Annotated in this window: 8 protein-coding genes; 7 read left to right on the top strand and 1 reads right to left on the bottom strand. The window is 68.3% G+C overall.

Going from position 1 to position 13,503, the window contains the following annotated elements; translation table 11 throughout:
- Positions 1–76: 76 nt before the first annotated feature.
- Complete coding sequence (locus tag KF791_05445) at positions 77–964, bottom strand: tetratricopeptide repeat protein (protein ID MBX3732019.1); 888 nt, start codon at positions 962–964, stop codon at positions 77–79.
- A 327-nt stretch (positions 965–1,291) separates the two neighbouring features.
- Between KF791_05445 and KF791_05440 the strand changes: the two genes are divergently transcribed.
- The 7 genes from KF791_05440 (at position 1,292) to KF791_05410 (ending at position 13,502) form a co-directional block, all read left to right on the top strand.
- On the top strand, positions 1,292–3,883 hold the full coding sequence (locus tag KF791_05440; protein ID MBX3732018.1) for a hypothetical protein: 2,592 nt from the start codon (positions 1,292–1,294) through the stop codon (positions 3,881–3,883).
- A complete protein-coding gene (locus KF791_05435) occupies positions 3,880–4,755 on the top strand; it encodes a DUF4159 domain-containing protein (GenBank protein MBX3732017.1) in 876 nt (291 codons plus the stop codon). The genes KF791_05440 and KF791_05435 overlap by 4 nt, the downstream gene beginning before the upstream one ends.
- 4 nt (positions 4,756–4,759) lie before the next feature.
- Complete coding sequence (locus KF791_05430) at positions 4,760–5,674, top strand: DUF4159 domain-containing protein (protein MBX3732016.1); 915 nt, start codon at positions 4,760–4,762, stop codon at positions 5,672–5,674.
- A gap of 21 nt (positions 5,675–5,695) precedes the next feature.
- On the top strand, positions 5,696–6,742 hold the full coding sequence (locus KF791_05425; GenBank protein MBX3732015.1) for an AAA family ATPase: 1,047 nt from the start codon (positions 5,696–5,698) through the stop codon (positions 6,740–6,742).
- Positions 6,743–6,809: 67 nt separating this feature from the next.
- Positions 6,810–7,712, top strand: a complete 903-nt coding sequence (locus tag KF791_05420) for a DUF58 domain-containing protein (protein MBX3732014.1) — start codon at positions 6,810–6,812, stop codon at positions 7,710–7,712.
- Entirely contained in the window at positions 7,709–9,826 is a 2,118-nt protein-coding gene (locus KF791_05415) for a BatA domain-containing protein (protein ID MBX3732013.1), read from the top strand. The genes KF791_05420 and KF791_05415 overlap by 4 nt, the downstream gene beginning before the upstream one ends.
- 40 nt (positions 9,827–9,866) lie before the next feature.
- On the top strand, positions 9,867–13,502 hold the full coding sequence (locus tag KF791_05410) for a hypothetical protein (GenBank protein ID MBX3732012.1): 3,636 nt from the start codon (positions 9,867–9,869) through the stop codon (positions 13,500–13,502).
- Position 13,503: the final 1 nt, after the last annotated feature.

The following is a 13,503-nucleotide window of genomic DNA, read 5'->3' as shown; positions in this document are numbered from 1 at the left end:
AATCGCTTGGGCCATGGCTGGCCCGTCTTGCGGACATGGGGATCGGGGGCGCCGGGATCGCTGGGGGTGGGTGACGTCATGGGGAAATCTTGGGAGCGGACGGGTCCGGGGATTCGGCGTTGGCCTTCGGCGGCTCCAGCTCCCGGAGATGAATCCGGGCAACCTCCCCCATGTAATCCTGGGGCAGGGCGAGGACGACGGCCTCGCGCATGGCGTCCAATGCGGAATCCTTGTTGCCGTGAAGGTCCCGGTACAAGCCGAGGTAGAGCTGGGCGTAGAACCGGGCCATTCTCCGTTCCCGGGCGCCACCGGACGCCTCCCGGGCCGCTTCCAGCACGTCCTCTTCATCCCCGGTTCCCGCAAACAGATCGTGGACCTCCGCCATCGGAATACGGCTGTCTCCGCGGATCGGCATCAACTGCGCCCGGGCGGCCTCGAGGCCTTCGGTCCGGGCGACGCACGCATAGTGCCAGACCGCGTTCTCAACATCATTGGGGTTGACCGTGCGATGGATTTCAAACTGTTTCCGGCCGTCGTCGTAGCGCTTGGCGTAAAACAACGCCAGTCCCCGCTGCCAGTTCCGCGGGGCGGCGGCCGGGTCCAGTTCGTTGGCGCGGTCAAAGTCCGCGACGGCCCCGGTGAGTTGCCCCAGAAAGAAACGCACGATCGCACGCTCCTGATGCAGCGATGGGGATCCCGGGGTCAGCCGCAGCGCCTCGGTGAAGTCGTCCGCGGCGCCCTGCCGGTCGCCCGTGAGCGATCGCATCTGTCCCCGCAGATGCCACATCCTCGAGTCCTTGGGCTCGGCGGTGAGGACCTCCGTGGTCAGGGCGATGGCATTGGTGTGGTTGCCCGCCCTCCAGGCCGCCATGGCGCGGTCGCGCACGGACAGCGGCTTGGGGTCGTCCGCACTGGCGACGACGACCCCCACCGTCCAGCAAAGGAGCGTCAGGATGCGCCTCATGAACCCCGAGCGAAGGCGACTGGCGGCGCGCGGGCGAGCACGAAAACCAGAAGTTTGTGCCGGCCGCTGCACAAATCCTTGGGGCCACGGCAGGATTTCTGTAACCGGCCCCCGGGGTGGGTGAGTCTTTCCACCGGCAGGTCGCTCCCCACAACGCGACCGCCCGATTGGTCCTGCTCGTGACGGGTTGGACGGGAGCGCGGGGGGTGCTCCGGTGACGGACACCCCCTGCGTTCCCAGACCGCGGGCACCGGGGGCGGCCCGGGCTTCCGGAGTTGCATCTCCCGGGCCTTGAGATTTCGCGGAGCTGAGGCCCATTATTTTCCGGTGAATCCCCTCCCCAAAGCCCTCGACCGCCCGGACCACTGCCGCGGCGAACGTCGCCGCTGCTGGCGGTGGATGTGCGCGCTGGCCTTCCTGGTGATCGGCGGCCCCGGACAAGCGGCTGAGGTGTCTGACGCGCGACAGTGGCGCCTCGAAGGAAAGTACGACCAGGTGATCCGCGCGTGTGAGCAGGCCATTGCGGCGGGGGAGCGAAGCGAAGAATGGCGACTGCTCCAGATCCAGACGTTGTTGGACGTTGGACGCGCCCCTGAGGCGTGGCGGGCTGCCACGAATGCCCTGCCGTCCAATGCCCGGAGCATCCGGCTTCGCTGGATGGCCCGTGAGGCCTTCCAGGCGAACGGCGATCAGGTCCGGGCGGCAGAAATGCTGGAGGAAATCCAGCAACTGGTGGGTTCCCGGGTGTACTCGTATCGGGACCCGGCGAGCCTGGTGATCTTCGGTCGCTCGGCGCTGGCCTTGGGCATTGATCCCAAGCAGGTGCTGGAAAAAATCTACCTGCCGGCGTCGCAGGCGGACCCCGCGCTGCGCGACGCCTACCTGGCGCGCGGCGAGCTGGCGCTGGAGAAAAGCGACTTCGCGCTGGCCGGTCGCGTGTTCGATGAGGGGCTGAAGCAGCTGCCGGAGGATCCGGACCTCCATTGGGGTCGTGCCCGTGCGTTTGCCGGCAGCGACCGGGCGGAAATGGTCACCGCGCTGGAGACGGCACTGAAGCTGAATCCGCGCCACGTGCCCAGTCTGCTGTCGCTGGCCGAGCACGGGCTCGACGGGGAAGACTATGCCGGCACCTCCAATCTGCTGGGACAGGTGGTGGCCGTGAATCCGGTGCATCCCGACGCCTGGGCGCTGTTTGCGGTGATGGCGCATCTGCGCCACGACAGCGCAGCGGAGGAGGAAGCCCGGGCCACCGGACTGCGCCACTGGACCAACAATCCCCGGGTGGACCACCTGATCGGCAAAAAACTGTCCCAGAAATACCGGTTTGCGGAGGGAGCCGCGTTACAACGACGGGCATTGTCCATGGACCCCGCTTATCTGCCCGCCAGTGCCCAGCTGGCCAGCGACCTTCTGCGGCTGGGCGAGGAGGAGGAAGGCTGGCGGCTGGTGGAGGCCGTGCACCGGCGGGACGCCTACGACGTCGCGGCCTACAACCTGGTGACCCTCCACGAGGTGCTGTCGCAGTTCACCACGCTCACCAACGAGCACTTCATCGTGCGCATGCATGCGCCGGAGGCGGCCGTGTATGGCGCCCGGGTGCTGGAACTCCTGGAGCGCGCCCGCGCCACTTTGGTGCCCAAATACGACGTCACGCTCGAGGAACCCACCCTGGTGGAGATCTTCCATCAGCAGAAGGATTTTGGCGTGCGCACGTTCGGCATGCCGGAGAATCCGGGGTATCTCGGCGTCTGCTTTGGCCGGGTGATCACGGCGAACAGTCCGGCGACGCAATCCGCCGACCCCGTCAACTGGGAGGCGGTGCTGTGGCACGAATATTGTCACGTGGTCACGTTGCAGAAGACCCGCAACCGGATGCCCCGCTGGTTCAGCGAGGGGCTGTCGGTGCATGAGGAGCGTCAGGAGGATCCCACGTGGGGCCAGCCGCTGAAGCCGCGATACCGCGAGATGATCCTCGGCGGTGAACTGACGCCCGTGGGCCGTCTGAGCGCTGCGTTCCTGATGCCGAAGTCGCCCCTGCACCTGCAGTTTGCGTATTTCGAGGCGGGCCTGCTGGTGGACTTCCTGGTGGAGCGGTACGGGCACGAAGCGGTCGTTCAACTGCTGGAGGACCTTGGCGGGGGCGGGGAGATCAACACCCTCCTTGAACGCCGTGTCGCCCCGCTGGCGGCATTGGAGCCGGCCTTCGAAGCGTACGCCCGCGAACAGGCACGGGGACTGGCTCCGGGACTGGCGTGGGACAAACCCCCGGGTGGAAACCCGCTGGCGGGAGACGCCGCGCGCCGGGATTGGATCCAGTCCGGCCCCACGAACTTCTGGGACTTGTCGGAGCGCGCCGCCTCCCGGATCGCCGCCGGTGACTGGGACGGGGCCCGCGAGCCGTTGCAAACGCTGCGGGCGCTCTTTCCCGGGCAATCCGGCCCCGGCAGTGCGGGGCGGCTGCTCGCCCGGGTGTACCGGTCCCTGGGCGAAACCGCCGCCGAGCGTGCGTTGCTGGCGGCCGTGATTCTTGAGGACGCCACCGCCTCCGAGGAGTGCCTTCGCCTGATGGAGCTGGCGGAGGAGGCCGGCGACTGGGATCAGGCCGCACTGGCCGCCCGCCGGTTCCTGGCGGTGCAGCCCCTGGTGCCCGCCCCCTACCGGACCCTGGCGCGCGCCGCGGAGGCGGCGGGAACGCCGGCCGGTGCGATTGCGCCGCTGCGAACCCTGCTGAACCTCGATCCGCCCAATCCGGCCGATGTCCGCTTCCGCCTGGCACGGGCTCTGGACGCGGCCGGGCAGCCGGGCGCTCGTCAGGAGCTGCTGGCGTCCCTCGAGGACGCCCCACGAAATCGCGAGGCGCTCCGGTTGCTGCTGAGCCTGCAGCGCACGCCGGTGTCGGGGGAACCCGTGCACCCATGAGGATCGTGACGCTTCTGCTGGGCCTGGCGATGGTGGCGGCCTCGGGTTTCACCGGGCTCGCGCAGCGCGGGTTTCTTGGTGGCGGGGAGATTGACGTCCCGGAATCCATCCGGACCGCGCGCGACGTGGGCAGTCGCAGCACCGGCACGCCGGTGTGGACCAATGCGCCGGGGTTCGAGCACGACGTCTTCACGTTTGCGCGGGTGCGTTACGACAAGGACCCGGCCTCGCGCCGATGGGGGGGCGGCGGCTGGACCACCGACCTGCCGGACAGTGATCTCAACCTGTCGTTCCGGATCCAGCAGATGACCTCGATGCGGGTGGATCCCGACGGGCGCCTCATCCGCCTCACGGATCCGGACCTTGCCCTGCATCCGTTCCTGTTCGTCTCGGCGCCCGGCGCCCTCCACCTCACCGCGCCCGAGGCGGAGGCGCTCCGCAGGCATCTGCTGAACGGTGGGTTTCTGTTGATGGACGACTTCTGGGGCGACAGCGAGTGGGCCAATTGCGAGACGATGATGAAGCGGGTGTTTCCCGAACGCAGCTTCTTCGAATTGCCGCTGGATCATCCGGTCTATCACGGCGTGTTCACCATCACGTCCAAGGCCCAGGTGGCGAACGTGCGCCTCGGCATCCGCAGCCGGGAAACCGGGGTGACGTGGGAGACGAACCACGACGGCGATGTACGCACGGTTCACCACCGCGGCATCGCCGACGACCGGGGACGACTGATGGTGCTCGCCCTGCACAACACCGACACCGCCGACGGCTGGGAGCGCGAGGGCGAGGACGACTATTATTTTCACACCTTCTCCGAAAAGATCGCCTACCCTCTCGGAGTGAACATCGTGTTCTACACGTTGACCCATTGATGCGATGAGCCCCACGTCCCCATCCTCCGGCGGGCGCCGCCCGGTCGAACGGACGTTGCGTGGCACGTGGGGACTCGCCCTGCTTGCGGGACTGGTGCTGGCCTCGGGCTGGGCGCTGGCGCAGCGGCGTGGCGGACGCGGTTGGGGATGGGAGGGGGGCGCGACCGGGCGCGAGCGGACCGCACGCGAAGTGCCCTCGCACAGCACGGGCACCCCGATGTGGACCAACGCGCCCGGATTCGAGCACGACGTCTTCACCTTCGCGCGGATCGTTTATGACTCGCGGGGCTGGGGCGGACGCGGGGGCTGGGACACCGACCTTCCGGACAGCGACTTGAACCTGTCCTACCGGCTCCAGCAGATGACCTCGATGAAGGTGGACCCCGACGGGCGAATCCTGCGGCTCACCGACCCCGACCTCGCCCAGTACCCCTTCATCTACATCGTCGAACCCGGCGGCCTGGATCTCAGCGAGGCCGAAGCCGCGGCACTGCGGGACTATCTGTTGAACGGCGGCTTCCTGATGCTGGATGACTTCTGGGGCGAGAACGAGTGGGCGAACTGCGAGGCGAAGATGAAGCGGGTGTTCCCGGACCGGTCGTTTGCGGAACTGCCGCTCGACCATCCGCTGTACCACTGTGTCTTTGAGATCCAGGAAAAGGGACAGGTGCCGAATGTCGGCCTGGGCGTCCGGAGCCAGTACACCGGTGTGACGTGGGAACGTTCGGACGCCCGGGAGGTGCACCACCGGGGGATCACCGACGACAAAGGCCGCCTGATGGTCCTGGCCACGCACAACACGGACAATGGCGACGGCTGGGAGCGCGAGGGCGAGGACGACTACTACTTCCACAACTTTTCGGAGAAGATCGCCTATCCCCTGGGCATCAACATCGTGTTCTACGTCATGACCCACTGAGATCCCGGTCCCCATTTTTCCATGAGTTTCACCTCCTCCACACCCGACGCCCCGCCCTCCGCCGTCCCCCCTGCGCCCCAGTCCGACCGCGAAGCCGTGGCCCGCCTCACCTCCGGACGCGCCCGGATCGAGTCCGAACTGGGCAAGGTGATCATCGGTCAGCGGGAGGTCATCGAGCAGATTCTGGTGGCCCTGTTTGCCGGCGGGCACTGCCTGATCACAGGGGCGCCGGGCCTCGCCAAGACCCTCCTCGTGAAATCCATCGCCCGGATCTTCCATCTCGACTTCCGGCGCATCCAATTCACCCCGGATCTCATGCCCGCCGACATCACCGGGACGGAGATTCTGCAGGAGGGAGCGGGCGAGCGCCGCCTCACCTTCGTGAAGGGGCCGGTGTTCGCCCACATGATCCTTGCCGACGAGATCAACCGCACGCCGCCCAAAACGCAGGCCGCGCTGCTGGAAGCGATGCAGGAACACCAGGTCACCGCGGCGGGCGTCCGCCACGCGCTGCCCGAACCCTTTTTTGTGCTCGCCACGCAGAACCCCGTGGAGATGGAGGGCACCTATCCGCTGCCCGAGGCCCAGTTGGACCGGTTCATGTTCAACGTGGTGATGGAGTACCTGCCGGCCGACGACGAGGTGCGCGTGGTGACCGAGACGACCTCCGGGAAAGCGGCCGCCATTGAACCGTTGTTCAGTGGGGAGGACGTCCTTGCGTTTCACGGACTGGTGCGTCAGGTCCCGGTGGCCGCCGAATTGGTGCGTCATGCCGTGACCCTCGCCGCCGCCTCGCGCCCCCGGCAGCCCGGGACACCGGACTACATCAACGACTGGGTCACCTGGGGCGCCGGCACCCGTGCCGGACAGTTCCTGATCCTCGGTGCCAAGGCTCGCGCCCTGCTTCAGGGACGCGCCCACGTCACCGCCGAGGACGTCCGGTTGCTTGCGCTGCCGACGCTCCGGCATCGCATCCTGCTGAACTACCGGGCCGAAGCCGAGGGGGTGCGGGTTGAGGACATCATTGGGCGCCTGCTCGAGACCGTAAAAAGCCCCCTGCCCGGCTGAGGTGATGATGGCCGCCCATCAGCGTTCCCCCGGGGGCCGTGGTTCGTTCGTCAGCGCCGAGGCCCTGATGGGGATCCGGAACCTCGAGCTTCGCGCCCGCGCGGTGGTGGAGGGTTTTCGAAGCGGCCTGCACCGCAGTCCCTACCACGGCTTCTCGGTCGAATTCACCGAGTACCGCCAGTACACCTCCGGCGATGACCTCCGGCATCTCGACTGGCGGGTCTATGCCCGCAGCGACCGGTATTTCCTGAAGAAGTTCGAGGACGAGACCAACCTGCGGTGCCACCTGGCGGTGGACCAGAGCCGGTCCATGGACTTCGGCACTTTGGGGTACACCAAGGCGCAATATGCCGCGACGCTTGCGGCCACGCTCGCCTACTTCCTCCACCTCCAGGGCGACGCCATCGGACTCCTGTCGTTCGATGACCGCATCCGCGAGTACCTGCCGGCACGGCATCGTCCAGGCCAGCTCCGACACCTGATGCTCGCCCTGGAGCAACCCGCAGGCGGGCGGTCCACCGACCTGTCCGCCCCGTTGAAACGGCTGGCGGAAATCGTCCGGAAGCGGGGCCTGCTGGTCCTGGTGTCCGATTTTCTTGCGCCGTTGGACCGACTCGAGAGCAGCCTCAGCGCGCTGACCGCTTTCGGCCACGAGGTGCTGGTGTTTGCGGTGTCGGATCCAGCGGAACTGGAGTTTGGGTTTGATCAGCCATCGGTGTTTCAGGATGCGGAGACCGATCGGACGCTGTTCGTGGACCCCGTGGCTGCGCGCGCCACCTACCGGCAACGCTGGGAGGCACATGCCGCCGGATTGCGCGAAGTCTGCCAGCGGCTCGGCGTCGGACATCACCGGGTCCGCACGGACGCACCCCTGGAGGGGGTGTTGCACGCCTTCCTCCAGGAGCGCGTGCGGCGGCGTCCGCTCCGTCATCGCGGGGCCGCCATGCGGGGAGGCGGAGGGACTGCATGAGCTTTCTTGCGCCATGGTTTCTGTTGGGCGGCGCGGCGCTCGCACTGCCGGTGATCTTTCATCTCATCCGCCGGACCACGCGACAACGGACCCGTTTCAGCTCGCTGATGTTCCTTCAGCCCACGCCGCCGCGGCTGACACGCCGGAGCCGGCTGGAGGATCTGCTGCTGCTGGCACTGCGGTGCCTCGCGCTCGGCCTCCTGGCCTTTGGGTTTGCCAGACCGTTCCTCAAGGACGCCACGGCAGCCCCGGCGTCCGCCGCCACCGGATCCCCCCGGGTGGTGTTGCTCGACACCAGTGCAAGCATGCAACGCGACGGAGCCTGGGACGCGGCCCGCGAACGCCTCGAGGCCCTCGTGCGTGCGGCGGATCCCATGGACACCGTGGCCGTGTTCACTTTTGACCGGACGGTGGTCCGGCGGGTTGGGTTCGATGCATGGTCCGCGGCGGTCCCGGGAGAGCGGCCCGACCTGGTCGCGCGAGCCTTGGAGACCGTGCGTCCAGGCTGGGGCTCCACGCAACTGGGCGCTGCGCTTATCCAGGCCGCCGATGCGCTGGTTGAGCGGGATGCCGGGGTGGTATCCGAGCAGGGCCGGATCATCGTGATCAGCGATCTGCAGGAGGGCAGCCGGCTGGACACCCTTCAGGCCTACGAGTGGCCGAAGGGCATCGAAGTCGTGTTGTCCGCGGTGCTTCCGAAGCGCGCCGGCAATGCCTCCCTGAATCCCGTGGGTGAGGCTTCGGGAGGCCCAGGGCCCGACGACGGTGCGGTCCGCGTTCGTGTCGGCAATTCCTCCGACGCCCGGGAGGAACGCTTCCAGGTCGGCTGGGCCGGACCTGACGGACGCGAGTTTGTGACGCCGGCCATTGAAGTGTACGTGCCCCCGGGACAAAGCCGTGTGGTGGCTGTGCCGTCTCCAGAACCGGCGCTGCGGGCGGACCGCCTGGTGCTGCAGGGCGACGCCGAGCCGTTCGACAACACCGTGTTCACGGCACCGCCCGGTGCAATCCGGAGCCGGATCCTCTACCTGGGGCCGGAGGCGGCATCGGAGGTTCGCGAGCCGCTTTACTTTTTGCAGCGCGCCCTTCCGGCGACCCCACGCATGACCGTGGAGGTGGTCGCCCGACCGCCGACCGCTGTTCCGGCCCCGGGCGACTGGGAGGACTTCCGGTTGATCGTCGTCACCGACACGGTGGATGTCGCGGTGGCCGACGCGTTGCGTGCCGCTGTGGCGGACGGGCGGACGGTCCTCGCGGCCCCCAGGTCCGCCGCGGCCCTGGCGTCGCTGGCCCCGGTCCTGAATCAATCCTCACTGAGCGTGTCTGAAGCCAGCCCGGCAGGCTATGCCATGCTTGCGGAGATCGAGTTCCGGCATCCGCTGTTCGCTCCGTTTGCCGACCCGCGGTTCAACGACTTCACGCGGCTGCATTTCTGGAAGCACCGGCGGTTGGATGTCGCCGGGATCCCCGGAGCGCGGGTCGTGGCACGATTCGACCGCGGGGATCCCGCACTCGTGGAAGTCCCGGCGGCCTCGGGAACGGGTCGGCTGCTGCTGCTGACTTCCGGGTGGAACCCCGGCGACAGCCAGTTCGCGCTCTCCAGCAAATTCGTTCCATGGATCTTCTCCCTGCTGGAGTTGGCGGGCGTGGTCGCGCCGCCGTCGGGCTCCTTCACCGTCGGGGATGCCATCCCGCGCTCCGCCTGGGGCTCCGGAATTTCCGGGGGGACCCAGGTGATCGGACCGGACGGCACCGCCCATCCCTTCCCCGAAACGGCACAGGGCTTCACCGAGACGGCGCTCCCGGGCCTGTACACGTTGGGTTCGGGTGGCCCGGCGCGGGTGGTGGCGGTCAACCTTGATCCCGCGGAAGGTCGGACTCCACCGCTGGCGGCCGACGAGCTCGAACGCCTTGGGGTCCCGGCGGGCGCGAACGGTTCTGCGGCAGGCGTCCGGACCACCCCGGCGGCGGCACCGCAGCGTCCGGACAGCGTCACCGCCGAAGGCCGGCAGAAGTTGTGGCGCTGGTTTCTGGCAGCCACGTTGGCCCTGCTGCTGGCCGAGACGGCGGTGGCGGGCTTCCTCTCCCGCCGCGCCGCACCAGCGCCCGTGTGAACCATGAATCGCATCGTCATGAACGCCCCCAGGCAACCCCATGATTGACCCGCTGCTCAACGCGCGTCTGGCACCGTTGCTTCGCCGGCTTCGCTGGCGCCGGCTGGGTGCCGGTCTGGCCGGGTGCTGGGCAGGGGTGGCCCTCGCCGGATTGGGCCTGCTCGCCCTGAAGCGGTGGGCGCCCGGGACAGCGCCGTATGCGTTGCCGGCCCTCGGGATCCTCGCGGTGGCCGCGTTTTTCTGGACGGTGCGACACCTCCGGCGGACGCGTCCCGGCATCAATGATGTCGCCGGCTTGATCGAGCGGCGGCATCCGGAGCTGAAGGGGGTGTTGCTCACCGCGGTTCAGCAGGAAGAGGACGCGCCGGGCCGACTCAACTTCCTGCAGCAACAGGTGGTTCTGGGGGCGCTGGAGGCAAGCTTCCGGGGGCGGTGGCGTCGTTGTTTTCCGCTGTGGCAGGTGGCCGGTGCCCAGGCGGCGCAGATCGCCAGTCTGGCGTTGCTGGCGGTCGTGCTGTGGGTTCTGAGGACTCCTGGCGATGCGGCGTCCCGGGGCTCGACGTATGCGGCACTCGCCGATGGCCGGCTGGAAATCACCCCGGGCGATGTGGCGCTGGAGAAGGGGGACAGCCTGGTGGTGCTGGCGCGTTTTGGTGGCGAGGCGCCGCGGCAGGTTGAGCTCGTGGTCCAGACTTCCGGCGAGGTGGAGCGGCGCCTGCCGCTGATCCGAAGTCTTTCGGATCCCGTGTTCGGCGTCAGCATCCCGGATGTCTCAACCGATCTTCGATACCGCGTGGTGCATGACGGCCGGGAGACTCGGGAGTTCACCGTGACCGTGTTTGAGCATCCGCGCCTGGAACGTGCCGACGCCGACCTCAACTTCCCGGACTACACCGGCCTCGAGCCTCGTCGCATTGAGGACACCCGTCGCATTAGCGCGGTGGAGGGCACGCGAGTTGATCTCACCCTGCAACTCAACAAGCCCGTCGTCTTGGCACAATTGGTGGAGCGGACCAATGCGGCGGCTTCCCTCTCCCTGGAGGTTGGCACGAACCGCGCCGTGGCTACCCTGGTCGCCTGGCCCCTGATGCGCAGCGGTCGCTATCAATTGGTGCTCACGGATGCCGACGGACGAACCAACAAGGCGCCGGTGGCCTTTGTGTTTGATGCCCTGCCGAACCGAATTCCGGAGGTCAAGCTGACGCGTCCGCGCGGTGATCAGCGTCCCTCGGCGCTCGAGGAGATGCCGTTCGAGGGCACCGTGTGGGATGACTTCGGAGTCCTTCGGTTCGGACTCGCCTATGCCGTGGGCGGCGGCGGCAGCGTGGACGTGGAGTTGGGCACGGCGGTGCCATCGAAGGAGCGGCGCTCGTTCCAACACGTGGTCCGATTGGAGGATCTCCAGGTGTCACCCGGCGACCTCGTGACGTGGCATCTCTGGGCCGAGGACCTCGGCCCCGATGGAGCGGTGCGAATCACCCGAAGCGACTTGCGGTTCGGAGAGATCCGGCCGTTCGACGAAATCTTCCGTGAGGGTGAGAACATGGAGGGCGAGGGCGGGGATCAGGGCGGTGGCCAGACTCCGGCAACCCGGCTTGCGGAGCTTCAGAAGCAAATCATCAACGCCACCTGGAGGCTGCAGCGTGAGCCCGGCAGCCGCGACGCCTATGTCGCCGATGCCACGGTGGTTCGGGATTCCCAGCAGACGGCTCTTGATCAGGCCCAGGAGGAGGCGGCGGACGCCACGGGTCCGGAGCGGGAGGGTGACTGGGCGCTGGTGGTGCGGTCCATGGAGGATGCGGTGACCCGTCTGACGGCCGCCCTGGATTCCCCCGAATTGCTGGCGAATGCCCTGACCCCGGAACAAACCGCCTATCAGGCCCTGATGCGCATGCAGTCCCGGGAGGTCACCGTGACGCGCGGTCGCAACCGAGGGGGAGGCGGCGGCGAATCCGCAAGTCAGCGTCAGGTGGACCAGCTGGATTTGAAGCAGTCCGAGGATCGCTATGAGACCCAGAGCCAGGCGCGCACGGCGCAGAACCCCGAGCAGCGCGCGCAACTGCAGATCCTCAACCGGCTCCAGGAACTGGCCCGCCGCCAGGAGGACCTCAATGAGCGCCTCAAGGAGTTGCAGGCCGCCCTCGAGGAGGCACGGACCGAAGAAGAACGCGAGGAGGCCCGACGCCAGTTGAAACGTCTCCAGGAGGAGCAGCGCGAGATGCTCGCCGATGTGGACGAACTGCAGCAACGCATGGACCGCCCCGAAAACCAGTCGCGGCTGGCCGATGAGCGCCGGCGTCTGGAGGAAACCCGCGACGAAGTGCAACGGGCCGCAGAGGCCGCGGCCGAGGGGGCGACCCGCCAGGCGGTGGCCTCCGGCACCCGCGCCCAGCGGCAGCTCGAGTCCTTGCGGGATGACCTTCGCCGGCAAAGCGCCAGCCAGTTTTCGGAAGACGTCCGGCAACTGCGTCAGGAGGCGCGCGAACTGGCGCAACGCCAGGAGGACATCGCCCGCCAGTTGGGGGAGGCCCGCGAGCCCGGACGCCGGACTCTGTCGGAGACTCCGGAGCGCCAGGATTTGGCTCGCGAACTGGAACAGCAGCGCGAGCGGGCCACCCGCCTGGTCGGGGAGGCGACCGAGGTGGCGCAACTGGCCGAGCAGGCGGAACCCCTGCTCTCCCAGAAGCTCGAGGAGACCCTGCGCCAGTTTCAGCAGGACGACGCCGGCCTGGCGAAGCAGTGGCAGCAGGAGCTGGCCGAGCGCGGCCAGTTGAGCCAGCGGTTGTACGACCGGTTGCAGGAGACCTCCGGGGAGCCGGGCCAAATTCTCGACATGGCTGCCGAGCTGCTGCGCCTCGGCAACTTCGCGCAGGCGGATCGCGTGGAAGCCCGGGCCCGGGAGGGCATCGTCCAGTTACGCGACGGGGTGGAGCGCGCGGCGGAGAGTGTGCTTGGGGATGAGGCGGAGGCCTTGCGGCGCGCGGCCGGAGAGCTGGATGCGCTGACCGGGGAGCTGGAGCGTGAGCTGGCCGGGGCCGGGGCCGGACAGGAAGGGGAGCCCGGGGACCCGCGCGGGGAACCATCCGCACGCGGCGCCGGTGGCCCCGGTGAGCCCGCCAGCGAACCTGCCCGGCCTGGGACCCCTTCCCTCGCGCAGGGGCCAACGCCGCCTCCTGAATCCGGTGGTCCCCGTCCGGGTGACTCTCCGGCGGATGGGCAGGGGGGCGGCAATCCGCCCGGCCCCCCATCGCCCCAGCGGGGTCAGCGCGGATCGCAAGGCGGGTCCAGCCCCTTCGACTTGCTGGCGGGCGGAGACGATGGGGGAACCGGTGGGGGCGGCCCGTTGACCGGCGGCACCTTTGCGCCGTGGTCCGACCGGCTCCGCGAGGTGGAGGAGCTCGTGGAATCGCCGGAACTCCGCGCCGGCGTGGCCGGTGCCCGGGAGCGGGCGCGGCAGATGCGGGTGGAGATGCGCCGGGACCTCAAGAAACCCGATTGGGCCGTCGTGAGACTCGAAATCCTCAAGCCGTTGGTGGAGGTGCGGCAGCAGATCGCAGAGGAGCTGGCCCGGCGCAGCTCCCGCGAGGCGCTGGTGCCCATGGACCGGGATCCGGTGCCGCATCGCTACACCGAACTGGTCCGGCGCTATTACGAGGAACTGGGGAGGGACCGCTGAC

The organism is Verrucomicrobiia bacterium (assembly GCA_019634635.1).
Taxonomy (GTDB): domain Bacteria; phylum Verrucomicrobiota; class Verrucomicrobiia; order Limisphaerales; family UBA9464; genus UBA9464.
This window is presented reverse-complemented; position numbering and strand designations above follow the sequence as displayed.